The 21,188-nt window shown below is 54.5% G+C and carries 18 protein-coding genes; all 18 read right to left on the reverse strand.

Annotated elements, in window-relative coordinates:
- Positions 1-23 precede the first annotated feature (23 nt).
- The 18 genes from ftsA to leuO all read right to left on the reverse strand — a co-directional run bounded on the left by ftsA (position 24) and on the right by leuO (position 20,916).
- Positions 24-1,286, reverse strand: a complete 1,263-nt coding sequence (ftsA, locus tag JTI98_RS00680; protein ID WP_003018755.1) for a cell division protein FtsA — start codon at positions 1,284-1,286, stop codon at positions 24-26.
- Positions 1,283-2,113, reverse strand: a complete 831-nt coding sequence (gene ftsQ / locus JTI98_RS00685) for a cell division protein FtsQ (RefSeq protein WP_042997932.1) — start codon at positions 2,111-2,113, stop codon at positions 1,283-1,285. Before ftsQ ends, ftsA begins: the two co-directional genes overlap by 4 nt.
- A 1-nt stretch (position 2,114) precedes the next feature.
- Entirely contained in the window at positions 2,115-3,035 is a 921-nt protein-coding gene (locus JTI98_RS00690) for a D-alanine--D-alanine ligase (protein ID WP_192502905.1), read from the reverse strand.
- Positions 3,028-4,503: a UDP-N-acetylmuramate--L-alanine ligase gene (gene murC / locus JTI98_RS00695; RefSeq protein WP_042997934.1), complete on the reverse strand. Its 1,476-nt coding sequence runs from the start codon at positions 4,501-4,503 to the stop codon at positions 3,028-3,030. Before murC ends, JTI98_RS00690 begins: the two co-directional genes overlap by 8 nt.
- 52 nt (positions 4,504-4,555) lie before the next feature.
- Entirely contained in the window at positions 4,556-5,623 is a 1,068-nt protein-coding gene (murG, locus tag JTI98_RS00700) for an undecaprenyldiphospho-muramoylpentapeptide beta-N-acetylglucosaminyltransferase (protein WP_042997935.1), read from the reverse strand.
- Positions 5,620-6,864 (reverse strand): cell division protein FtsW, encoded by a 1,245-nt coding sequence (gene ftsW, locus JTI98_RS00705; RefSeq protein ID WP_042997936.1) that lies wholly within the window; start codon positions 6,862-6,864, stop codon positions 5,620-5,622. The genes murG and ftsW overlap by 4 nt, the downstream gene beginning before the upstream one ends.
- On the reverse strand, positions 6,864-8,180 hold the full coding sequence (gene murD / locus JTI98_RS00710) for a UDP-N-acetylmuramoyl-L-alanine--D-glutamate ligase (protein WP_216081807.1): 1,317 nt from the start codon (positions 8,178-8,180) through the stop codon (positions 6,864-6,866). The genes ftsW and murD overlap by 1 nt, the downstream gene beginning before the upstream one ends.
- A 2-nt stretch (positions 8,181-8,182) precedes the next feature.
- A complete protein-coding gene (gene mraY, locus JTI98_RS00715) occupies positions 8,183-9,265 on the reverse strand; it encodes a phospho-N-acetylmuramoyl-pentapeptide-transferase (RefSeq protein ID WP_042997938.1) in 1,083 nt (360 codons plus the stop codon).
- Positions 9,259-10,617: a UDP-N-acetylmuramoyl-tripeptide--D-alanyl-D-alanine ligase gene (murF, locus tag JTI98_RS00720; RefSeq protein ID WP_044327648.1), complete on the reverse strand. Its 1,359-nt coding sequence runs from the start codon at positions 10,615-10,617 to the stop codon at positions 9,259-9,261. Before murF ends, mraY begins: the two co-directional genes overlap by 7 nt.
- The gene (murE, locus tag JTI98_RS00725) at positions 10,614-12,101 is read right to left on the reverse strand and encodes a UDP-N-acetylmuramoyl-L-alanyl-D-glutamate--2,6-diaminopimelate ligase (protein ID WP_044327649.1); all 1,488 of its coding nucleotides are present in this window, start codon (positions 12,099-12,101) and stop codon (positions 10,614-10,616) included. The genes murF and murE overlap by 4 nt, the downstream gene beginning before the upstream one ends.
- Positions 12,088-13,854 (reverse strand): peptidoglycan glycosyltransferase FtsI, encoded by a 1,767-nt coding sequence (ftsI, locus tag JTI98_RS00730; RefSeq protein ID WP_042997941.1) that lies wholly within the window; start codon positions 13,852-13,854, stop codon positions 12,088-12,090. The genes murE and ftsI overlap by 14 nt, the downstream gene beginning before the upstream one ends.
- A 15-nt stretch (positions 13,855-13,869) precedes the next feature.
- Positions 13,870-14,235, reverse strand: coding sequence for a cell division protein FtsL (gene ftsL / locus JTI98_RS00735; RefSeq protein WP_012904474.1), 366 nt, complete (start codon positions 14,233-14,235; stop codon positions 13,870-13,872).
- The gene (gene rsmH, locus JTI98_RS00740; protein WP_216081808.1) at positions 14,232-15,173 is read right to left on the reverse strand and encodes a 16S rRNA (cytosine(1402)-N(4))-methyltransferase RsmH; all 942 of its coding nucleotides are present in this window, start codon (positions 15,171-15,173) and stop codon (positions 14,232-14,234) included. Before rsmH ends, ftsL begins: the two co-directional genes overlap by 4 nt.
- Before the next feature lies 1 nt (position 15,174).
- Entirely contained in the window at positions 15,175-15,633 is a 459-nt protein-coding gene (gene mraZ / locus JTI98_RS00745; protein WP_044255498.1) for a division/cell wall cluster transcriptional repressor MraZ, read from the reverse strand.
- 610 nt (positions 15,634-16,243) lie between these two features.
- A complete protein-coding gene (gene cra, locus JTI98_RS00750; protein WP_042997944.1) occupies positions 16,244-17,248 on the reverse strand; it encodes a catabolite repressor/activator in 1,005 nt (334 codons plus the stop codon).
- 180 nt (positions 17,249-17,428) lie between these two features.
- Positions 17,429-17,920, reverse strand: a complete 492-nt coding sequence (gene ilvN, locus JTI98_RS00755) for an acetolactate synthase small subunit (RefSeq protein WP_042997945.1) — start codon at positions 17,918-17,920, stop codon at positions 17,429-17,431.
- Positions 17,921-17,922: 2 nt separating this feature from the next.
- Positions 17,923-19,647: an acetolactate synthase 3 large subunit gene (gene ilvI / locus JTI98_RS00760; RefSeq protein ID WP_216081809.1), complete on the reverse strand. Its 1,725-nt coding sequence runs from the start codon at positions 19,645-19,647 to the stop codon at positions 17,923-17,925.
- Positions 19,648-19,965: 318 nt separating this feature from the next.
- A complete protein-coding gene (gene leuO / locus JTI98_RS00765) occupies positions 19,966-20,916 on the reverse strand; it encodes a transcriptional regulator LeuO (RefSeq protein WP_042997947.1) in 951 nt (316 codons plus the stop codon).
- Positions 20,917-21,188 lie beyond the last annotated feature (272 nt).

Below are 21,188 nucleotides of genomic sequence, written 5' to 3' on the forward strand. Positions count from 1 at the left end.
ATTTTCGCCGGCCTCATAAAAAATTAAAACTCTTTTCGCAGCCAGCTATTAAGACGTTTAATCCAAGAGCCAACTGAAGCCGTAACACGCTTTTCTACTTCAGCTTCACCACTTAAGTGGGACTCTTTCCCGTAGTGAAGCAGCCCCACCGCCGTTGAGTAATACGGCTCCTGAGCGTAATCCGTCAGACCGGTAATATTCAGCGGTGCGCCGATACGCACTTGCGTATGGAACACGCGTTGGGCACAGGCGGCAAGACCTTCAATTTGCGCCGCGCCACCGGTCAGTACAATCCCCGCCGCCAGATGATGTTTCACACCCTGCTGGCGAAGCTGTTCCTGTAATTGCAATATTTCTTCGTTGACCAGGTTGAGCAGTTCGGTATAACGCGGCTCAATCACCTCTGCCAGCGTCTGTCGTTGCAGACTGCGCGGCGGACGCCCGCCCACGCTTGGCACTTCAACGCTTTCGTCTTTCCCCACGATGGATCCCAGCGCGCAGCCGTGGCGAACTTTGATCGCTTCGGCGTCGCTCGGCGGCGTACCGAAGGCATACGCGATGTCGCTGGTGACCACATTCCCTGCATAAGGGATCACTTTGGTGTGGCGCAACGCCCCGCCAGTATAAACGGCGATGTCCATTGTACCACCACCAATATCGACGACGCAGACGCCCAGTTCGCGTTCATCTTCCGTCAAGACGGAATAACTGGCCGCCAGTCCGGCGAATATCAGTTGGTCAACTTTCAGGCCACAACGTTCCACAGCTTTAACAATGTTCTTCGCCATATCGTTGTGGCAGGTGATCAAATGCACTTTTGCCTGCATACGAACACCGGAAAGACCGACCGGATTTTTAATCCCTTCCTGATAGTCAATCGCATATTCCTGCGGGATGACGTGCAACACACGGTGCTCATCGCGAACACGCACTGATTTCGCGGTATGCACGACGTTTTCCACGTCTTCCTGCGTCACTTCTTCTTCCGAAATTGGCACCATGCCGATTTCATTCTGACAGCTAATGTGTTTGCCCGAAAGCGCCAGATAGACCGAGGAGATTTGGCAATCTGCCATCAGTTCTGCCTGGTCAATGGCGCGCTGTACGCATTTCACCACGGATTCGAGGTCGTTCACCCCGCCTTTATCCATCCCCCGTGATGGGCAACTGCCCACGCCAATGATATTGACCATACCGTCGGGCAGAACTTCCCCTACTAAAGCGGCGACCTTCGCGGTGCCAATCTCCAGTCCAACTACCAGTTTTCTGTCCGTCGCCTTGATCATTGTTGTTCTGCCTGTACCTGATTCTGTTGCTGATTAGATTCCTCAGGAGGCAAGGGAACCCACCCTACTGCCGCTCCTGAGTCATAACGCAAATCAACGTAGCTAATCCGTTTGCCATCGGTTTGCGCCTGCTGCTGTAAAACCGGATACAGTTCTACAAAGCGAGCCAAACGTTTCATCGTGTCGCCCCTGCCAAGATTGAGCTTAATATCGTTATTAAGCGTCAACTGCCAGGAACGACGAGCGGTCATTGCCGCCTCCTTCAGGGTAAACCGGTCCTTCGCCAACACCTGCGACATGTCACGATACCCTTGCAACACTTCACTCGCACTGCCTTCCGGGCCAGATAACATGGGTAAAACCTGCTTGCTGGTGCGATCGGCCGGCACGCTGAAGGCATTTCCTTCGGCGTCCACCATATGCTGATCATTCCAACGCGCAATCGGCACATATTCAACCAGATGAATCTTCAATTCATCGGGCCATTGCTTTCTGACGCTGGCCTGCTTGATCCACGGCAAGCGTTCGATCTGACTCTGGATGATATTCACGTCCTGGGTCATAAAGGTGCCGGGCGCACCCAGCGCCAGAATCGACTGGCGAATATCATCATTCTTCGTGTAATGGCGCTCACCGGTTAACACCAGCTTTGACAGCGGCAAACGCTGCGCATCTTCCATCCACCCCAACACCACCCAGCCGCTGACCAGCACGGTACACAGCACCGTCAGCAGGAAGAAAATACCTGCAAGACGCGTTCCATTATTGCGACGTGAGGAAGAAACCTCTTCATCACTGTTTCGCGTGTTCAGCGCAGCCTGCGACATATCAGTCCGCCAACTCCAGAATTCGTACTACCAACTGCGAGAAACTCATCCCCGCCTGACGCGCCGCCATCGGCACCAGGCTGTGGCTGGTCATACCCGGAGAGGTATTCGCTTCCAGCAGATAAAACTGGCCATCGTTATCCAGCATGACGTCAATGCGACCCCAGCCTTTACAGCCCAGAGTTGTCCATGCTTTCAGCACGACTGCCTGTAAAATATCTTCTTGCTCGCTTTCCAGACCTGCAGGGCAGAAATACTGTGTCTCATCAGACAGATACTTCGCCTCATAATCATAGAAGGTTCCGGCAGGTTGGATACGAATTGCGGGTAAAATTTCTTCACCCAGTATCGCGACCGTAAATTCCGGACCGCTGAGCCATTTCTCGATCAGAACGTCTTCATCATGCTGAAATGCCAGTGTTAATGCATCCTGTAAAGCGTCATATTCTGACACTTTCGACATTCCCACGCTGGAGCCTTCACGACTGGGCTTCACAATCAGCGGTAAACCCAGCGCAGAAATTTGCTTAACCAGTTCTTCGTCAAGACCTTTTTCAAACTGAGATCGCGTCAGCGCGACCCATGGCGCGACAGGTAATCCTGCCCCCTGCCACAGCAGCTTGCTGCGCAGTTTATCCATGGAGATCGCCGATGCCATCACGCCGCTGCCGGTATAAGGCAAACCAACCAGCTCCAGCAGTCCCTGTAAGGTTCCGTCTTCCCCACCACGGCCATGCAGGGCGATAAAGACTTTCTGAAAGCCCATTGATTTCAGCAGCGTCACGTCGACCTCTTTCGGGTCGACCGGATGTGCATCCACGCCGCCTTCCCGTAATCCGGCCAACACTGCCGCGCCGGAATTCAGCGACACATCACGTTCAGCAGAGGTACCGCCCAGCAGGACCGCGATTTTATCAGCCATGTTGTTCGTCCTCCTGAATTTGCGGCTTCAGTTTGATTTCGGCTAAGGAACGCGCGATTTTGCCGATATTTCCCGCGCCCTGTACCAGAATCAAATCGTTGCCGGTTAATACCGGTGCCAGCATTTCTGCGACCTGCGCCGGATCGGAAACCAGAATCGGGTCGATTTTACCGCGACCACGAATAGTGCGGCACAGCGAACGGCTGTCCGCTCCTGGAATCGGCGCTTCACCCGCTGCATAGACATCCAGCATCAGCAACGCATCAACCTGGGTCAGCACGTTGGCAAAGTCGTCATACAGATCACGCGTACGCGTGAAACGGTGTGGCTGAAACAGCATCACCAGATTTTTGTCCGGCCATCCCGCCCGCGCCGCTTTAATGGTCGCATCCACTTCCGTCGGGTGATGCCCGTAATCATCCACCAGCATTGCCGTACCGGCTTTACCGTTCACCGGCTCGAGCGGGTACTCACCGAGGAAGTCGAAGCGCCGCCCAGTCCCCTGGAAGCTTTCCAACGCACGCAGGATCGCATCGTCTGCAATACCTTCTTCCGTCGCAACCGCCACGGCCGCCGCCGCGTTCAGGGCGTTATGGCGGCCTGGCGCATTCAACGTGACGCGCAGGTCTTGCATCCCCTGACGCAGCAGAGTGAAGTGCCCTTGCGGGCCCACCTGCTGATAATCTTCGACGCGAACGTCTGCGTCATCGCTAAAGCCATAAGTAGTGGTCTGACGGCCCACGCGCGGCAAGAGCTCGCGGATCACCGGATCGTCAACACACATCACCGCACGACCATAAAACGGCAGGTTGTGCAGGAAATTAATAAACGTCTGCTTTAAATTTTCGAAATCGCCATGGTAGGTATCCATGTGGTCGGCTTCGATGTTGGTGACAATCGCCACCATCGGCTGCAGATGAAGGAATGACGCGTCGCTCTCATCCGCTTCCGCAATTAAGTAACGGCTATGGCCCAGACGCGCATGCACGCCTGCCGCTTTCACCAGACCGCCGTTAACGAAAGTGGGATCCAGTCCCGCTTCCGCGTAAATACTGGAGACCATCGCGGTGGTAGTCGTTTTACCGTGCGTCCCGGCAATCGCGATGCCATGACGAAAACGCATCAGCTCCGCCAGCATCTCCGCGCGGCGGATCACTGGGATGCGCGCTTCATGCGCCGCCACAATCTCCGGGTTATCAGCCGAGATGGCGCTGGAGACCACAACCACACTCGCATCTCGCACGTTTTCCGGGCGATGGTTGAAATAAATCGTTGCTCCCAGGTTCGTCAACTGCTGCGTCACCGGGTTAGGCGCTAAATCTGAACCACTGATCTGATACCCTTCATTGGCCAGAACTTCGGCAATACCGCCCATCCCGGCACCACCGATGCCGACAAAGTGGATGTGCCGAACGCGACGCATTTCGGGCACGATAGAACGCAGTTTTGCCAGTTGTTGTGTATTCATTCTTTACGCCATTCACTTCTCAATTCAGGCGATGCAAAAGGCACCGCTACAATTACGCCCGGGCAGCCCGGATCACTTCATTTGCGACACGCTCGGTGGCATCCGGAATGGATGCAGCGCGGGCACGTTCTGCCATGGTTAACAAACTTTCTCGCGACCACCCGGACAGGGTGCTGGCGACGGCATCCACAGTAAACTGCGGCTGCTCGAGAATTTTGGCTGCGCCCGCTTTTTCCAGCGGCAGCGCATTCCAGTACTGCTGTCGGTCTTTATGTTGAAACGGCACAAACAGCGCCGGTAAACCGGCGGCGGCAATCTCACTTACCGTCAATGCGCCAGAACGACAGACCACCACATCGGCCCACGCGTAGGCGGCCGCCATGTCATCAATAAATTCCGTTACCTTATGCTGGGGTTGCCCCACGTCGGCATAGGCCTGTTCTACGGTCTGCTGCGCGCCTTTCCCGCTCTGATGCCAGATAGTCACCGCATCACCCAGTCTGGCGGCAACCTGCGGCAGGGTCTGGTTCAGCACGCGAGCGCCCTGCGATCCGCCGACCACCAGCACACGAATCGGACCTTCGCGTCCGGCAAGACGATCCTGCGGCAACGGCAGCGCCAGTACGTCTGTACGTACCGGGTTCCCAACCACTTCCGCATTCGGAAACGCGCCAGGAAACGCCTGCATGACCTTGGTAGCAATTCTCGCCAGCCATTTATTCGTTAACCCGGCGATACCATTTTGCTCGTGCAACACGACTGGAATGCCCAGTGACCACGCGGCCAGACCGCCGGGACCGGAAACATACCCGCCCATCCCCAGCACCACATCGGGGTTAAAACTTTTCATGATTGCGCGCGCCTGACGCCATGCGTTGAAAATACGCAAAGGGGCGGCCAACAGCGCTTTCACGCCTTTTCCGCGCAATCCGGAGATACGGATAAAGTCAATATCGATGCCATGCTTAGGGACTAAATCCGCTTCCATACGGTCTGCGGTACCCAGCCAGCGAACTTCCCAGCCCTGGGACATTAAATGGTGCGCGACCGCCAGTCCCGGGAACACGTGTCCGCCGGTACCGCCCGCCATCACCATTAACCGCTTCGCTTGACCACTCATCGTGAACCTCGTGTAAACGCCTGTGCTTTTTCCAGGCGCGTTTCATAATCAATTCGCAACAAAAACATGATGGCCGTCGACATAATCAGCAAACTCGAGCCACCATAACTGATGAGCGGCAGCGTCAGACCTTTAGTTGGCAGCATGCCTGCCGCCGCACCGACGTTCACCAGAGCCTGAAAACTAAACCAGATACCGATGGAACAGGCCAAAAATCCGGAAAAACGGTGGTCGATCTCCAGCGCTTTGCGGCCAATCGACATCGCGCGAAAAGCGACGAAGAATACCATTAAAAGCGCCAATACCACACCGATATAACCCAGTTCTTCCCCAATGATGGCGAAGATAAAGTCCGTATGCGCTTCCGGCAGATACTCCAGTTTCTGTACCGAGTTGCCCAGCCCCTGCCCCCACATTTCACCGCGACCGAATGCCATCAGTGACTGGGTAAGCTGATATCCGCTACCAAACGGATCTTCCCACGGGTTCCAGAACGAGGTTACGCGGCGAATACGATACGGTTCGGCGAGAATCAGCAGTACGACCGCAGAAATCCCCATGCCGATAATGGCAATGAACTGCCACAACTTTGCCCCAGCCAGAAACAGCATCGCCAGCGTGGTCACGAACAGCACGACCACCGTACCGAGGTCAGGTTGCGCCAGCAGCAGGATCGCCAGTACCAGAATCACGCCCATCGGCTTTAAAAAGCCGCGCAGGTTATTACGAACTTCGTCAACCTTGCGCACCAGATAGTTCGCCAGATAGCAGAACAGCGACAGCTTGGTAAATTCCGCAGGCTGAATACGCAGAGGACCTAATGCAATCCAACGCGATGCCCCGTTCACCGAACTCCCCACCACCAGCACGATCAACAGCATAATGATCGAGGCGATCAGCATCGTGGTACTGTATTTCTGCCAGAACTCCATCGGCAGACGCAGCGTGATCATCGCCAGACAAAATGCCAGAAAAATATAGAGCGCATCACGCTTGGCAAACAGAAACGGATCGCCCGCCAGACGCTGCCCAACGGGCATGGATGCCGACGTCACCATGATGAAACCGATCGCCGCAAGGCCTAACGTCAGCCATAGCAGCACGCGATCGTACATGATCAGACTGTCAGAATCTTTGTCCCGTGAGGCCATCACCCAGCCTTTAAGCGCCGCAAAGATCCATCCCAGGATGCCAAATCCCGGCAGGCGCGGCAGTCTCAGGCGAGGGAGAGATAAACGCATCAACCCAGCTCCTTCGCCAGACGGGTAAAGACATCACCCCGTTGCTCAAAATTCTTAAACTGATCGAGGCTGGCGCAGGCCGGAGACAACAGCACCATATCGCCTGACTTCACGCGCGGCGCCAGCAGGCGCATCGCCTCTTCCATCGTCTCGGTTTGTTCCGCAATTTCCGGGCGCAGCGCCGCCAGTTGCGCGCCATCGCGACCAAAACAGTACAACCGCACGCGATCGCCTTCCAGATAACGACTCAGCGAAGAGAAGTCCGCCGATTTACCATCGCCGCCCAGCAACAGATGCAGCGTGCCATCAACATGCAGGCCGTTCAGCGCCGCTTCGGTGCTGCCGACGTTGGTCGCTTTCGAGTCGTTAATCCAGCGCACACCGTTATGATCCAGCGCTAACTGGAAGCGATGCGCCAGACCGGTGAACGTCGTCAGCGCTTTCAGGCTGCTGGCGCGCGGTAAACCTGCCGCATCCGCCAGCGCCAGCGCCGCCAGGGCGTTGGTGTAGTTATGCTGGCCGGAAAGCTTCATCTCTTTCACGTTCAGCACTTTCTCACCCTTCACCCGCAGCCAGGTCTCGCCCTGCTGACGGTTAAGGTGATAATCGCCCATGTTGACGCCAAAGCTCACACAGCGCGCATCGGCTCCACGAATCGGCATCGTCAACGCATCATCGGCATTGACCACACAGACTTTCGCATTCTCGTAAACGCGCAGTTTTGCCGCGCGATACTGTTGTAAACCAAACGGATACCGGTCCATGTGATCTTCAGTAACGTTCAGAATAGTGGCCGCGGCCGCCTGCAGGCTGAACGTGGTTTCCAGCTGGAAGCTGGAGAGTTCAAGGACATACAGTTCGCGTTCTGCATCCAGCAGCATCAAGGCGGGCAGGCCAATGTTGCCGCCAACGCCGACGTTCACACCTGCCGCTTTCGCCATTTCACCCACCAGCGTCGTGACGGTGCTTTTCCCGTTCGAACCGGTGATCGCCACAATCGGTGCCTGCGCTTCACGGCAAAACAACTCGATATCGCCAACAATCTCAACGCCCGCATCAGCCGCTGCGCTCAGTGACGGATGCGCGAGGGCGATACCAGGGCTTGCCACAACCAGATCCGCCGCCAGCAGCCAGTCGTCGTTCAGACTGCCGACATGACGCTCTACCGCCTCCGGTAACTTATCCAGTCCCGGCGGTGTCGCACGGGTATCCATCACGCGAGGGGTTACGCCACGAGCGAGGAAAAAGTCCACGCAAGAGAGTCCGGTTAACCCCAGACCGATAATGACGACGTTTTTACCCTGGTAATCAGCCATGATTAACGTACCTTCAGCGTTGCCAGGCCAATCAGGACCAGCATCAGCGAAATAATCCAGAAGCGCACAATCACGCGCGGTTCCGGCCAGCCTTTCAGTTCATAGTGGTGATGAATCGGCGCCATGCGGAAGATACGCTGCCCGCGCAACTTGAAGGAACCGACCTGCAATATCACCGACAAGGTCTCCACGACAAATACCCCACCCATGATCACCAGCAGGAACTCCTGACGCAGCAGCACGGCGATAATGCCAAGCGCGCCGCCCAGCGCCAGCGATCCGACGTCGCCCATGAAGACCTGCGCCGGATAGGTGTTAAACCACAGAAAGCCTAAGCCCGCGCCGACAATCGCCGTACAGACGATTACCAGTTCGCCGGCATGACGTAAGTACGGAATATGCAGATAGTTAGCAAAATTCATGTTACCGGTCGCCCACGCCACCAGCGCGAATCCCCCCGCGACGAAGACGGTTGGCATAATCGCCAGACCATCCAGACCGTCAGTCAGGTTCACCGCATTGCCGGTGCCGACAATCACGAAATACGCCAGCAGAACGTAGAACAGCCCCAACTGCGGCATGACGTCTTTGAAGAACGGCACCACCAGCTCTGTCGCTGGCGTGTCTTTCCCGGCGAGGTACAGTGCGAAAGCAACACCCAGCGCAATGACCGACATCCAGAAGTATTTCCAGCGCGCAATCAGGCCTTTGGTGTCTTTGCGGACCACTTTGCGGTAGTCATCGACGAAGCCGATAATGCCGTAACCAATCAACACCACCAATACGCACCAGACGTACGGGTTTGACGGATAGGCCCACAGCAGAACGGAAATAACGATCGCCGTCAGGATCATGATCCCACCCATCGTCGGCGTGCCGCGCTTGCTGAAGTGGGACTCCGGACCATCGTTACGTACAACCTGACCGAAGGAGAGTTTTTGCAGACGGGCGATCATGCGCGGGCCCATCCACAATGAGATGAACAGCGCGGTCAGCAGGCTGACAATGGCGCGAAACGTCAGATAGGAAAAGACGTTAAAGCCGGAATAATATTTGACCAAATGTTCGGCCAGCCAAACTAGCATGATCCTTTCTCCTGTAATGCGCGTACGACCTCTTCCATGGCGGCACTACGTGAACCTTTCACCAAAATGGTAATTATCTGTTGCTCTGCAATCAGCGTCTGCAGACGCGCGATCAGCGCGGCTTTATCCGCAAAATGTTCGCCGATGCCACTCGCATCGCTGATAGCCTTGCTCAGTTTCCCTGAACTCAATACGCAGTCGATGCCTGCCGCTTTCGCCGCCTCACCGACCTGCACGTGGCAGGCTTCGCTTTCTGCGCCCAGTTCGGCCATATCGCCGACAACCAGCACACGGTAACCCGGCATTTCGGACAGCACCTGTACCGCGGCGGTCATTGACCCGACATTGGCGTTATACGAATCATCAAGCAGCAGTTGGTTTTCCGCTAACTGGACAGGGAACAGACGGCCCGGTACCGCTTTTAAATTTGCCAGACCGGTTTTGATCGCCTCCAGCGTCGCGCCAACAGCCATCGACAACGCTGCCGCCGCCAGGGCATTGGCGATATTGTGACGTCCGGGCAATGGCAGCAGTACATCAATGCTTCCGCCAGGCGTTTGCAGTAAAAATTCGGTGCCATGTGACGTCACATGGACATTGGTGGCAGTGAAATCGCTGTTGGTGGCATTCGGTGAAAAACGCCAGACTTTTCGATCGCCGATAATGTTCTGCCAGTTCAACCAGTCATTGTTATCGGCATTCATAATGGCAATGCCGTTTTCAGGCAGACCGGTAAAAATTTCGCCCTTCGCCTTCGCCACTCCCGCCAGCGAACCGAAGCCTTCCAGATGCGCCGCCGCCAGGTTGTTGACCAGTGCCGCTTCCGGACGCGTCAGGCTGACGGTCCAGGCGATTTCGCCCTGGTGGTTGGCACCTAACTCAATGACCGCATAGTCATATTCCTGGGTTAAGCGCAGCAGCGTCATCGGTACCCCAATGTCGTTATTCAGGTTGCCTGCGGTATAGAGCGTATTGCCACACTGGCTGAGAATCGCCGCCGTCATCTCTTTCACAGAGGTTTTACCGGACGAGCCGGTTAACGCCACCACGCGTGCCGGAACCTGAGCGCGAACCCACGCAGCCAGTTCGCCGAAGGCCAGACGGGTGTCTTGCACAATCACCTGTGGCAAATCAACCGCCAGCGGACGGCTAACCAAGAGCGCGCCCGCCCCCCCCTCTTTTGCCTGTTCGGCAAAATCGTGAGCATCAAAACGTTCGCCTTTGAGCGCCACAAACAGGCAGCCCGGCGTCAGCTTACGCGTATCGGTGGTGACGGCATCGAGGGACAGATCGTCCCCTTTCAGTTCGCCGCCGAGAATACCGGCGAGTTGGCTGAGCGTTACGCGAATCATGCGATCACCCCCAACAAGCGCGCCGCAGTTACGCGGTCGGAATAGTCGAGACGCTGCGTACCGACAATCTGGTAATCCTCGTGCCCTTTACCTGCCACCAGCACTACATCGTTATCTTTCGCCTGCATAATGGCGTTGGTCACCGCTTCGGCACGGCCTTCCATCACTTTTACCCGACCGGCATCCAGCATACCTGCCAGAATGTCGTCGATAATGGCGCGCGGCTCTTCAGTACGCGGGTTGTCGTCCGTTACGACCACAACATCAGCGAACTCTTCGGCAATCGCCCCCATCAGTGGGCGCTTCCCTTTGTCACGATCGCCGCCGCAGCCAAAGACGCACCAGAGTTGCCCGGTGCAGTGCAGACGCGCCGCCTGTAGCGCTTTTTCCAGCGCATCAGGGGTATGGGCATAATCGACAACCACGGTGGTTTTACCCGGCGCGCTAAAGACTTCCATACGCCCGCAAACGGGTTGCAGACGCGCAGCAGTTTTCAGCAAGTCAGCCAGTGGATAGCCCAGCGCCAGCAGCGTGGCCAGCGCCAGCAACAGATTACTGACGTTAAACGCGCCCATCAGACGGCTTTCAATTTCACCCTCGCCCCAGCTTGAGGCGAAGCGGATGGTCGCGCCGCTGTCGTGATAATTCACCTCAACGGCCTTCAGCCACCGGCCATGACAGTTAGGGTTAATATGATCTTCCATTGAGACGGCCACGGCATCCGGCAGTTTCGCCAGCCAACGGCGACCGACTTCATCATCCGCGTTGATAATTGCCTGCCCACAACGGTGCGTGGAGAAAAGCAGCCATTTCGCCGCTTCGTAATGCTCCATATCGCCATGATAATCCAGATGGTCACGGCTTAAATTGGTAAACACCGAGGCGGCAAATTTCAGCGCCGCGACGCGATGCTGCACCAGACCGTGGGAAGAGACTTCCATCGCGCACAGAGTCGCACCCTGATCAACCAGCCCCGACAGCACCTGCTGAACGTCTACGGCCGAGCCGGTGGTATTTTCCGTTGGGATCACTTTACCGAGCAGGCCGTTGCCTACCGTGCCCATCACCGCGCTGGTTTCGCCGAGCAGTTGGCTCCACTGCGCCAGCAGTTGGGTCGTGGTGGTTTTACCGTTCGTGCCGGTGACGCCGACCAGACGCATGTTTTCAGATGGCTCGTGATAGAAGCGGCCCGCCAGCGCAGATAAACGCTCGTTAAGCTGGCTCAAATAGACAACCGGTACGCCGTGCATTTCACGCACTTCACCGTCGGTTGCCTCGTCTTTTGCCTCTGCAATAATGGCAGCCACACCTTGCGCTATCGCCTGCGGGATATATCGACGCCCGTCCGCCTGATGACCTTTCACTGCCACAAAGAGATCGCCCGCCGCAGCCACACGGCTGTCGAGTGTCATCTCTCGCAGTTCTCGCGCAGGTAAACCTGATACCCACGGAGCAAGAAGGTCGCGCAAATTACGATCTGCCACCTGTTCCCTCGCCTTGATTAATTACGAATTCACTTTTTTCGCCCGTTGCCAGCGCATCCGGTTCGATGTTCATGGTGCGCAGAACGCCGCCCATGATGGCACCGAATACCGGCGCGGAAACGGCGCCGCCGTAGTATTTACCCGCCTGCGGATCGTTGATAACAACAACCAGCGCGAAGCGCGGCTGACTCGCAGGCGCAACGCCTGCGGTATAAGCAATGTATTTGTTGATATAGCGACCATCCGGACCAACTTTCTTCGCGGTACCGGTTTTAATGGCGATGCGATAACCTTTAATCGCCGCCTTCACCCCACCGCCGCCCGGCAACGCCACGCTTTCCATCATGTGCACAACGGTACGTACAGTCGATTCCGGGAAAATGCGCTCGCCGGGAACCGGGGGATCAACTTTGGTAATCGACAGCGGACGATAAACGCCATAGCTGCCAATCGTTGCGTAGACTCGCGCTAACTGTAACGGGGTTACCATTAGCCCGTAGCCGAAAGAGAAGGTGGCCCTCTCTATGTCAGACCACCGTTGTTTTTGAGGATATAAGCCACTGCGTTCTCCGACCAACCCCAAATTGGTCGCCTTTCCTAGCCCAAAACGTGAGTAAGTATCTACTAACGCTGAGGACGGCATCGCTAACGCCAGCTTAGAAACACCGACGTTACTCGACTTCTGTAAAACCCCAGTCAGGGTCAATTCGCTGTAGCGCGCCACGTCTTTGATTTCGTGGCCGTTAATTCGGTAGGGAACGGTATTGAGCACGCTGTTTTCCCGCACCACGCCACGCTGGAGCGCGGTCATCACCACCATCGGTTTGACGGTAGAACCCGGCTCGAAAACGTCGGTAATGGTACGGTTACGCATCGCGTCTTTTGGCGTGCCGCTCAGGTTGTTCGGGTTGTAGGACGGGCTGTTCGCCATTGCCAGCACTTCGCCGGTACTCACATCAACCAGCACCGCGCTCCCGGATTCTGCCTTGTTAAACGCCACCGCATTGTTCAGTTCGCGATACACCAGCGCCTGTAGGCGTTCATCAATGCTCAGCGCAAGGTTATGCGCCGCCTGGCTGTCGGTAGAAGAGATATCTTCAATGACGCGACCGTAGCGGTCTTTACGCACAATACGCTCGCCCGGTTGACCGGTGAGCCATTTGTCAAAACTCTTCTCAACGCCTTCAATCCCCTGGCTATCCACGTTGGTAAAACCAATGAGGTGAGCGGTCACTTCGCCGGAAGGATAGTAACGACGGGACTCTTCGCGCAGATAAATACCCGGCAGCTTTAGCTTTTTGATGTAATCCGCCATATCCGGGTTTAACTGACGCGCCAGATAGATAAAACGCCCTTTTGGGTTGGCGTTGATCCGGGCAGACAGTTGGTCGAGGGGAATATTCAGGGCGGTGGAGAGCGCTCTCCAGCGGTCGCCAACGGTAATGCCCCCGGCTTCATGCACCTCTTTTGGATCGGCCCAGATAGCTTTCACCGGTACGCTGACGGCCAGCGGACGGCCCGAACGGTCGGTGATCATACCGCGCGACGTTGCCACTTCCTGTACGCGAAGCGAACGCATGTCGCCCTGACGGACCAGCATGTCCGGCGCGATAATCTGCAGCCAGGCGACGCGGCCCAGCAAGAAACCCAGCGCCAGTAAAATGCAGCCGCACAGCAACGCAAAACGCCAACTGATAAAGTTGGCCTGTTCTTCCTGACGTTTTGGTTTTAGCGTTTTTGCCGCTGCTTTCATGCGTCGCGTTTTTCCTTATTTTTGCACTACGATATTTTCTTGTGAGGGATCAACATGCTGCATTTGCAGCTTCTCCGTTGCGATCCGTTCAACCCGGCTATGATCGCCGAGGGCATTCTCCTCAAGAATCAGGTTGCGCCACTCGATATCCAGCGCATCGCGCTCCAGAACCAGTTGTTCGCGTTGCGCAGTCAGTAATCGTGTGTGGTGCGCGGTTGTTACCACCGTCACCGCCGTCACAATGATGCAAATGAACAGGCAGAGTGGCAGCTTCCCAAATCGCAAAAGATCGTCACCGATCACGCCAGGCAAAGCATGGCGCTCGTTGCTTCCAATCGATCCCTTAACTTTGCTGAGGGCCTCTGTCACTCTGCTGATCATGCGTTCGTCCTCTCTGCAATACGCAGAACTGAACTACGGGCACGAGGATTCTCTGCAACCTCTTCTTCACCCGGCATCAACTTGCCTAATGCTCTTAGCTCACGACCGCCCAGTTTTTTGAGCTGCTCTTCCGTCATCGGTAATCCTGCCGGAACCTGCGGACCACGGCTTTGCTCACGCATAAAGCGTTTCACAATGCGGTCTTCCAGCGAGTGGAAACTGATGACAGAAAGCCGCCCCCCCGGGGCCAGCACGCTGAGCGAGCTTTTTAGCGCCTGCTCTATCTCCTCCAGTTCACTATTCACCCAGATGCGCACCGCCTGGAAGGTACGGGTCGCGGGATGTTTGAATTTGTCTTTCACCGGCGTTGCCGCCGAGACCACTTCCGCCAGTTCTTTCGTGCGGGTCATGGGCTGTTCGCGGTTGCGCTCAACGATGGCGCGGGCAATACGTTTGGCAAAACGCTCTTCGCCAAAGGTTTTCAGCACCCAGGCGATATCGGCTTCTTCTGCGGTTTGCAGCCATTCAGCAGCCGACTGGCCGCGAGTGGGATCCATGCGCATATCCAGCGGGCCGTCACGCATGAAAGAGAAACCGCGCTCAGCGTCGTCAAGCTGCGGTGAAGAGACGCCAAGATCGAGAAGAATCCCGTCGATCTTGCCGGTCAGTTCGCGCTCGCCAACATAGTCAGACAGCGCGGAGAAAGGTCCATGAATGATGGAGAAGCGAGGATCATTGATGGTCTGGGCGACGGCGATCGCCTGCGGATCGCGATCGATTGCCAGCAGACGTCCCTCTTCGCCAAGCTGCGAGAGAATGAGACGCGAGTGACCACCGCGACCAAATGTTCCATCAATGTAGATGCCATCAGGACGAATATTGAGACCGTTTACGGCCTCGTCCAGCAGCACCGTGGTGTGTTTAAAATTTTCCATCATCTTATAGAGACAAGTCCTGCAGGCGCTCCGACAACGTCCCGGTCGCACTCTGCTCAGCGTCGATATCTTCCTTGACCTGTTGATACCAGGTCGTTTCATCCCACAGTTCAAACTTATTAAACTGTCCAACCAGCATCACTTCTTTTGTCAGCCCGGCATGTTGCCGCAGGACAGGCGCCACCAACAATCGCCCGGCACTGTCCATCTGACATTCACTGGCATGCCCCAACAGTAAACGCTGCACACGGCGTTCTACCGGGTTCATGCTCGACAGACGCGATAATTTTTGCTCGATAATTTCCCATTCAGGCAGGGGGTAAAGCAGCAGGCACGGGTGATGGATGTCAATGGTACAAACCATTTGACCGGTAGCACTCTCGATCAGTTGATCCCGGTAACGGGTAGGCACAGATAAGCGCCCTTTACTGTCGAGATTGACTAACGTTGCTCCCCGGAACATGCCAGTCTCCCCCCTCATTACCACTTTGCCCCACAAATTCCCACTCAAAGGAGTTTACGGAGCGGAGGAAAAGCTTGTCAAGCGAGTCACAACGCTTACCTGAGTAAAAAACCCAATGTTTACGGCTAATATCAGCGTTGATTAAATTCTGTCCAACGAACGAAGCAAATTAACGTCATGAATATTTGTAAGAAAAAATCCCAAAACTCATCACCGCTTTAAAACGAACAATTATTCTCAGGAAGGAATATAAAGTGTCAGTTTGCGACGCGAGCGGCATTTTAGGACATATTGCATCATGAATACAGTCCCTGTTTATGGCTGCAAACACCGCGCACCAACAAGCCCGCCGAGACATTCGTGCTACGGCGACAAAAAGTGTTTGTTAATTCGGCAATTCACGACAAGCATGTAACAAAATAATACATATCTAACCTGCCGTTACGTCTCAATAACCTGAAACCGCCTCTGTTTCGTTTAAATACGGATTATTTCGGTAAAGTTGAGAAAATTATAAGGAATAATCTTAATTATGGTGAGGGTATTGTGGAGAGGGGAGCGTTACGTTGCGCCAGAAAAATTGTCTTCTGGCGCAGAATTCAGAAATTAACTAGCTACGGCTTAATACGCCACGACGATAGAGATTACGTTTAATGCGCGTTAGACCTGGTTTTGGTTTACGCGGCTCATCCAGACTCGCCAGGACAATTTCCAGCACGCGCTCTGCAACATCACGATGGCGCTGCGCCACGGCCAGAACCGGGCACTGCAAGAAATCCAGCAGTTCGTTGTCGCCAAAGGTCGCAATCGCCAGGTCGGAAGGCAGCTTACCATCACGACGCAACGTCACATCCATCACCCCCTGCAACAGGGCAAATGAGGTGGTAAACAGCGCCTGCGGCATCGGATGCGTCTCCAGCCATTTTTCAAATAGCTGTGCCGCCGCGTCACGCTCATAGCTGTTGGCATACAGAAAATTCACTTCACGCGGATCGTCTTTCCAGGCCGCACGGAACCCCTGCTCGCGCAGGAAGCTGACAGACAACTCCGGCAGCGCGCCCAGATAGAGCACGGTGTCAGCCGGGAACTTACGCAACTCTGCGGCCAGCATTTCGGCATCGTCCTGATCGGCCCCCACGACACTGGTAAAATGTTCACGATCTAATGCACGATCCAGCGCCACAATTGGGAAGGTATCATTGGCCCAGCGTTGATAGAACGGGTGTTCCGGCGGCAACGATGTGGAGACAATGATCGCATCAACCTGACGCTGTAAAAGATGTTCAATGCAACGCATTTCGTTATCAGGCTGATCTTCCGAACAGGCAATCAGCAGTTGATAACCACGCTGGCGCGCCTGGCGTTCAAGATAATTCGCAATACGGGTATAGCTCGTGTTCTCCAGATCCGGGATCACCAGACCGATAGAACGTGTGCGTCCAGCACGTAGCCCGGCAGCCACAGCATTCGGGTGGTAATTATGCTCACGCACCACCGCCATGACTTTTTCGACAGTCTTGTCGCTCACGCGGTATTGCTTTGCTTTTCCGTTAATTACGTAGCTTGCAGTCGTTCGCGATACACCAGCCAGCCGAGCGATTTCATCCAGTTTCACAATTGCCCCTTGCGTAAAATGTACAAACCATAACCATTGTAACGGCATGGGTTAAAATCGGTAACATCTAAGCGCAGAATAGTTACTGCGGCAACCGCTTTTATTCCGGGTTACCACGGATTTCGCAAAAAAATGCCCAACGGAGGACGTTGGGCATATGAATTAACGAAAAGAGAATGATTAGCGCATTATTTTGTCGCCGCGCGATAGTCCCACCACACCGGAACGCGCAACCTCAACGATTTTCGCCACTTCGCGCAGCGTTGCCAGAAAAGCGTCCAGCTTATCGCTGGTCCCCGCCAGCTGAACGGTATAGAGGTTTGGCGTGACATCAATAATCTGCCCACGAAAAATCTCCGTGTTGCGTTTCACCTCTTCCCGACCATAGCCGCTGGCCTGAATCTTCACGAGCATGATTTCGCGCTCGACGTGCGCGCCGTGCCCAAGTTCGCTGACCCGCAACACATCCACCAGCTTGTGCAGTTGCTTTTCAATTTGCTCCAGTACTTTCTCGTCGCCTACCGTCTGGATGGTCATACGAGAGAGCGTCGGATCGTCCGTCGGCGCGACGGTCAGGCTCTCAATGTTGTAACCTCGCTGAGCAAAAAGGCCGATCACGCGCGACAGCGCACCGGATTCGTTCTCCAGCAGTACTGATAATATCCGGCGCATAATCAGGTCCTCTCCGTTTTACTTAACCACATTTCATCCATCCCGCCGCCGCGAATCTGCATCGGGTAGACGTGTTCGCTGCCATCGACGGTAACATCAACAAATACCAGACGACCGTTTTTCACTTGCGCCAGCGCTTCAGTCAATTGACTTTCCAGTTGATCAGGACGAGAGATCTGAATGCCGACATGTCCGTAGGCTTCCGCCAGGCGAACAAAATCAGGCAGCGACTGCATATACGATTGAGAGTGACGACCCGAGTAGATCATGTCCTGCCACTGCTTCACCATGCCCAGATAACGGTTGTTCAGGTTGAGCACCAGAACCGGCAGTTTATACTGCAGCGCGGTCGACAACTCCTGAATGTTCATCTGAATACTGCCGTCACCGGTCACACAGACCACCGTTTCCTCCGGCAGCGCCATTTTTACCCCCAGTGCCGCAGGCAGGCCGAAACCCATCGTACCGAGACCACCAGAGTTGATCCAACGGCGCGGTTTATCGAAGGGGTAATAAAGGGCGGCAAACATCTGATGCTGACCCACATCCGACGTCACATACGCATCGCCATTGGTCAGACGCCAGATAGCCTCAATGACCGCCTGCGGTTTGATACTTTCGCTGTGCGTGTCATATTTCAGGCACTGACGCGCGCGCCAGCGTTCAATCTGTTGCCACCAGTCACGAATATCATCCAGCGGCTGCTGAGCGGATTCCTGCGGCAATAATTCCAGTAACTGCTCCAGCACCTGACGCGCATCCCCGACAATCGGGATATCCGCCGTCACCGTTTTGGAAATTGACGTCGGGTCGATATCAATATGCAGCACCGTTGCATTCGGGCAATACTTGGCCAGATTATTCGTTGTGCGATCGTCAAAACGTACCCCAACGGCAAAAATCACATCGGCGTTATGCATCGTCATGTTGGCTTCATAAGTGCCATGCATGCCCAGCATCCCGAGCGACTGACGGTGCGTTGCGGGAAATGCCCCAAGCCCCATCAGCGAAGAGACCACCGGCAGGTTAAGCATTTCGATGGTCTGACGCAGCTGCTCATGGCACCCCGCCGTCACCGCCCCGCCGCCGACATAGACAACCGGTTTTTTTGCCGCAACCAGCGTTTGCAGAGCGCGCTTAATCTGCCCTTTATGGCCCGCCGTGGTCGGGTTATACGACCGCATGCTAACTGATTCTGGCCAGGAATAAGGCAGTTTTTTGCCGGGATTAAGAATATCCTTCGGCAAATCCACCACCACCGGTCCCGGACGACCGCTCGCCGCCAGCCAGAAGGCTTTTTTCAGCACCTGCGGAATATCTTCCGTCTGCTTCACCAGAAAACTGTGTTTCACGACCGGGCGGGAGATCCCCACCATGTCGCACTCCTGAAAGGCGTCGTAGCCAATCAACGAGGTCGCGACCTGACCGGAAAGAATCACTAACGGAATAGAATCCATATACGCCGTCGCGATTCCAGTAATCGCATTGGTGGCGCCTGGGCCGGAAGTTACCAGCACCACGCCCACTTCCCCCGTTGCCCGCGCCAGGCCATCGGCCATATGCACGGCCGCCTGTTCATGGCGGACGAGCACATGATCGATCCCACCGACCGTATGCAACGCATCATAAATATCGAGGACGGCGCCCCCGGGATAACCGAATACCTGCTTAACGCCCTGATCGATAAGCGATCGGACGACCATTTCGGCTCCAGACAACATCTCCATGGCTTGCCTCACTGAATGACGATTAATGATGTGTAAAACACCTTAACCGCTCCCCAGGACGCAGGCAATTCAGAGAAAGGGGGAAAGACGCCGGAAAATAAGCATAAAAGAAAGGTTAGCGACGAAGAAACGGTGAATTAAACTAAATTTTTCTCAGGTAATGATAATTAATCGGTTGAAAATGGGCGCATACAGCGAATCATCAATTTTTTCGCGAATGAAAGAAAGAACGGCAGACTCAATTCAGAATAAAATGCCAATAAATAAAAAACAGACAGGATAAACCGGATGTTTGCACCCGGTTTATCTCATTCATGCCTAACGCTTGCAGACGGAAGCTAACAGTTCTTCCATCCATTGGTGCCCTTTGTCCCGACCCGCAGCTTCATGCCATGACAGATAACAAGTTCTGCTATTCAATTTTAAAGGTAACGGTAATATTTGTAGATCCAGAGAGGGTGCAAACTCTTCAGCTAACCAGCGAGGGGCAATAGCCACCAGATGCGTTTGCGAAACAACATTAAGCACACTGATTAATGCCATCCCCTGATAGGCCACACACGATTGCGAATCAACCGAGTCATACCAGGGCCGACTAAACGAGTCAAAACGGTCAAGTGAAACGACCGCATGCTGTTCATTATAGACATCGCTTTCCACCAATGGTCCGTTAATGCGTGGATGCTTACGACTGGCGACCAGCACCATTTCGTCATTAAACAATGGAATACTTGTAAATTCAGGACGACGGAATTCTTCATAACTAATAACGAACTCAGTTTCCTGATAACGTAATTGGTGTTCAGTATCCTTATTTAAAGAGGACTTAAATACAACATGAATATTCGGGGCGATTTTTTCAATACGATTATAAATTAAAGAGGTCAGAATATTATCCAGCGGACTGCAAACGCAAAGATGAAACACGCGCTCACTGCTGCCAGGTTCAAATCCAGAACCGGGCAATTCATTCTGCACTAATTGCAGCGCCTGGCGGACGGAACCGAAAAGCTGGAAGGCCCGCGCGGTGGGTTGAATACCGCGACCGTAGCGCACAAAAAGTTCGTCATTAAACATCACTTTAAGACGCGCCACGGCGTTACTTACGGCTGGCTGCGACATGCCGAGAGCATGCGCGGCACGGGTAATATTCTGCTCCTGCATTACCGCATCAAATACAGTCAATAGATTAAGATCAACCATACGAAGTTGCGGTTTATCCATCTCTAAATGATGGGGATTAGGTTTATCAACGGTTACTTCTGGCATACTTAACTCCACTGTCACGCTTAACTCCCTTTTTGCTTGCCGGAATGCAGAGAAATAATCTCGGAAAATATGATTTACCATGCATATAAAATAAGAAAAAGGGCAGAGATAAAATTTCGGAAAACATAAAGGTGCGGGAAGATCGCCGTAAAAACCCCGCATCAACACGATGTGGAATCCTTCCCCGCACGATAAATCATAAATTTCAATGACGGGAGCAATATAAACATAAGCGACGCCAATAAACAATCATGAGCTTTATGAATAAAATG

Source organism: Citrobacter sp. MGH 55, from assembly GCF_016906145.1.
Classification (GTDB): Bacteria; Pseudomonadota; Gammaproteobacteria; order Enterobacterales; family Enterobacteriaceae; genus Citrobacter_A; species Citrobacter_A amalonaticus.

What these genes read in the sequence shown, in the direction of transcription:
- ftsL (WP_012904474.1), bottom strand. Translation starts at nt 14,235, where the DNA reads ATGATCAGCAGAGTGACAGAGGCCCTCAGCAAAGTTAAGGGATCGATT.
- ftsA (WP_003018755.1), bottom strand. Translation starts at nt 1,286, where the DNA reads ATGATCAAGGCGACGGACAGAAAACTGGTAGTTGGACTGGAGATTGGC.
- murC (WP_042997934.1), bottom strand. Translation starts at nt 4,503, where the DNA reads ATGAATACACAACAACTGGCAAAACTGCGTTCTATCGTGCCCGAAATG.
- mraZ (WP_044255498.1), bottom strand. Translation starts at nt 15,633, where the DNA reads ATGTTCCGGGGAGCAACGTTAGTCAATCTCGACAGTAAAGGGCGCTTA.
- ftsQ (WP_042997932.1), bottom strand. Translation starts at nt 2,113, where the DNA reads ATGTCGCAGGCTGCGCTGAACACGCGAAACAGTGATGAAGAGGTTTCT.
- ftsI (WP_042997941.1), bottom strand. Translation starts at nt 13,854, where the DNA reads ATGAAAGCAGCGGCAAAAACGCTAAAACCAAAACGTCAGGAAGAACAG.
- leuO (WP_042997947.1), bottom strand. Translation starts at nt 20,916, where the DNA reads ATGCCAGAAGTAACCGTTGATAAACCTAATCCCCATCATTTAGAGATG.
- ftsW (WP_042997936.1), bottom strand. Translation starts at nt 6,864, where the DNA reads ATGCGTTTATCTCTCCCTCGCCTGAGACTGCCGCGCCTGCCGGGATTT.
- rsmH (WP_216081808.1), bottom strand. Translation starts at nt 15,173, where the DNA reads ATGATGGAAAATTTTAAACACACCACGGTGCTGCTGGACGAGGCCGTA.
- murF (WP_044327648.1), bottom strand. Translation starts at nt 10,617, where the DNA reads ATGATTCGCGTAACGCTCAGCCAACTCGCCGGTATTCTCGGCGGCGAA.
- ilvN (WP_042997945.1), bottom strand. Translation starts at nt 17,920, where the DNA reads ATGCGCCGGATATTATCAGTACTGCTGGAGAACGAATCCGGTGCGCTG.
- ilvI (WP_216081809.1), bottom strand. Translation starts at nt 19,647, where the DNA reads ATGGAGATGTTGTCTGGAGCCGAAATGGTCGTCCGATCGCTTATCGAT.
- murD (WP_216081807.1), bottom strand. Translation starts at nt 8,180, where the DNA reads ATGGCTGATTACCAGGGTAAAAACGTCGTCATTATCGGTCTGGGGTTA.
- JTI98_RS00690 (WP_192502905.1), bottom strand. Translation starts at nt 3,035, where the DNA reads ATGGCTGATAAAATCGCGGTCCTGCTGGGCGGTACCTCTGCTGAACGT.
- mraY (WP_042997938.1), bottom strand. Translation starts at nt 9,265, where the DNA reads ATGCTAGTTTGGCTGGCCGAACATTTGGTCAAATATTATTCCGGCTTT.
- murG (WP_042997935.1), bottom strand. Translation starts at nt 5,623, where the DNA reads ATGAGTGGTCAAGCGAAGCGGTTAATGGTGATGGCGGGCGGTACCGGC.